2 protein-coding genes and 1 pseudogene are annotated in these 2406 nt (G+C 64.8%); 2 read left to right on the plus strand and 1 reads right to left on the minus strand.

What is annotated here, in order from left to right:
- Positions 1 to 341 (plus strand): annotated as a pseudogene (locus tag ACESL8_RS11020) (Ppx/GppA family phosphatase); the annotation flags it as partial.
- 16 nt (positions 342 to 357) lie between these two features.
- Here ACESL8_RS11020 and rnd read toward each other — a convergent pair.
- Positions 358 to 1527 (minus strand): ribonuclease D, encoded by a 1170-nt coding sequence (rnd, locus tag ACESL8_RS11025; protein WP_372918779.1) that lies wholly within the window; start codon positions 1525 to 1527, stop codon positions 358 to 360.
- 90 nt (positions 1528 to 1617) lie between these two features.
- On the opposite strand from rnd, the gene ACESL8_RS11030 reads away from it, so the two are divergent.
- The coding region (locus ACESL8_RS11030; protein ID WP_372918781.1) for an amino acid--tRNA ligase-related protein at positions 1618 to 2406 on the plus strand (789 nt) is incomplete at its 3' end.

Here is a 2406-nt window from a genome sequence, read left to right on the forward strand (position 1 = left end):
GGGTGGCGGTGACGGCATCCGAACGCGCGGCACTGGCGTGTGGATTGCATTTTTGCTTCGGCGGCGACGCCAATGCGCCGGTGATGGCCGATCTGCTGCTGCTGACGCCCGCACCGCTGCTGGCCCGGGCCCGGGCGTGGGGGCTGGCGCTGCGCCTCGGCCAACGCCTGACCGGCGGAACAGCCATCGCACTGGCAGCCAGCCGGCTTGGCCGCGATGGCGATACGGTGGTGCTGCGCCTGAATGCCGGCCATGGTGATCTGGCCGGCGATGCCGTGCTGCGGCGGCTCAAGCTGCTCGGCGCGGTGCTAGGGAGGTCGACGAGGCTGGAAGCGGCCTGATACTGGTCTGAGCAGCTCAGTCGCTGCTGAGCTGGCTCATTTTCAGCCTGCCATCGGTAACAGCAAAGCCCAGCCGGCCTTCGACCAGCGCCAGCGCATCGGCACCAAAGATATCGCGGCGCCAGCCTTTCAGCATTTCCAGGCCGTCGCGGTGGCCGGCGGCCAGCAATTCCAGATCATCCGCCCGCACGATCAGCCGCGGCGCCACGCCGGCTTCCTTGGCGCGGATTTTCAGCAGCAGCTTCAGCAGATCGGCAATCAACGCGCCTTCGGATGACAGGCCCGGCCGCTGCGGTTCGCGCGCCGGCATTTCATCGGCGCCCAGCGGCGGTACATCTTCCAGCGCCATCAGCAGCCGCGCGCCGATGGCGTTGCCGCCCCACGCCGCCGAAAGCCCGCGCACCTTGGCCAGATCGGCCTGGCTGCGCGGCGGCGATGACGCCAGATCGGCCAGCGTTTCATCTTTGACGATGCGGCCGCGCGGCACGTCCTTGTCTTGCGCTTCCAGTTCTCGCCAGCGCGCCAATGCCTTCATCCGGCCCAGCACATCGGCCTTGCGGCTGGGCAGGCGCAGGCGCAGCCAGGCGCGTTCGGGATCGTTGGCATATGTGGCCGGATCTGAAGCCCGCGCCATCTCGTCGTCCAGCCACTCGCCGCGGCCGGTGTTGCGCAGCTTGTCGACCATGCGCGGGAAAATCTGGGCAAGATGGGTGACATCGCCGATGGCATAATCGATCTGGCGATCATTCAGCGGCCGCCGCGCCCAATCAGTGAAACGGGCGCCCTTGTCGATCTGGATATTGGCATAGGCCGCGACCAAATGGGTGTAGCCAATCTGTTCGCCCAGCCCCAGCGCCATGGCAGCAATCTGCGTATCGAACAGCGGCTGCGGCGTCTTGCCGGTGAGATTGTAGATGATTTCCAGATCTTGGCCCCCGGCGTGAAACACCTTGAGCACCGGCTCTTCCACCAGCAGCTTGAGCAGCGGCGTGAGATCGAGATCGGGGCTCTTGGGGTCGATGGCCGCCGCCTCGTTCAGGCAGGCGACCTGCACCAGGCACAAATCAGGGTAATAGGTGCTCTCGCGCATGAACTCCGTGTCCACCGCGATAAAATCGGCGGCGGCCCAACGGGTGCAAAGTTCCTGGAGAGTCGCGGTGTTCGTCACCAGCGGATGAATCAGCATGTGGCCCGTTACTCCAATCTCGCCGCTTGACAAAGCGGTGATTGACGTGTGCTAGCCCCGACTTCGCATAAACCCGTCGGAACCGCCAAAATGCACGCTTTTCGCACCCACACTTGCGCCCAATTGCGCGCCGCCGACGCCGGCCAGACGGTGAAGCTTTCGGGCTGGGTTCACCGCAAACGCGATCATGGCGGCGTGCTGTTCGTCGATCTGCGCGATCACCACGGCATCACCCAGATCGTCGCAGCGCCGTCGTCGCCGGTGTTTGCGGTGCTTGATCGGATCCGGGTTGAATCGGTGGTGACGATCACCGGAGAGGTTGTACCGCGCCAGGGCGGCGCGGTGAATGCGCGCCTGCCCACCGGTGATATCGAAGTGCGCGGCGCGGCGATTGTCGTGCAATCCGCCGCCGATGAACTGCCGATGCCGGTGGCCGGTGAAGCCGAATATCCCGAAGACATCCGCCTGAAATACCGCTTTCTCGATTTGCGCCGCGACCGGCTGCATCAGAATATCATCCTGCGCAGCCAGGTGATCGCCTCCCTTCGCCGCCGCATGATCGATCAGGGTTTCATGGAATTCCAGACCCCGATCCTCACCGCCAGCAGCCCCGAAGGCGCGCGCGATTATCTGGTGCCCAGCCGCGTGCATCCGGGCAAATTCTATGCGCTGCCGCAGGCGCCGCAAATGTTCAAGCAGCTGCTGATGGTGGCCGGCTTTGATCGCTATTTCCAGATCGCGCCCTGTTGCCGCGATGAAGACGCCCGCGCCGACCGCAGCCCCGGCGAGTTTTACCAGCTCGATTTCGAAATGAGCTTCGGCACGCAAGACGATGTGTTTGCCGCCATCGAACCGGTGCTGGCCGGCGTGTTCGACGAA

The organism is Sandarakinorhabdus sp., from assembly GCF_041689835.1.
Classification (GTDB): Bacteria; Pseudomonadota; Alphaproteobacteria; order Sphingomonadales; family Sphingomonadaceae; genus Sandarakinorhabdus.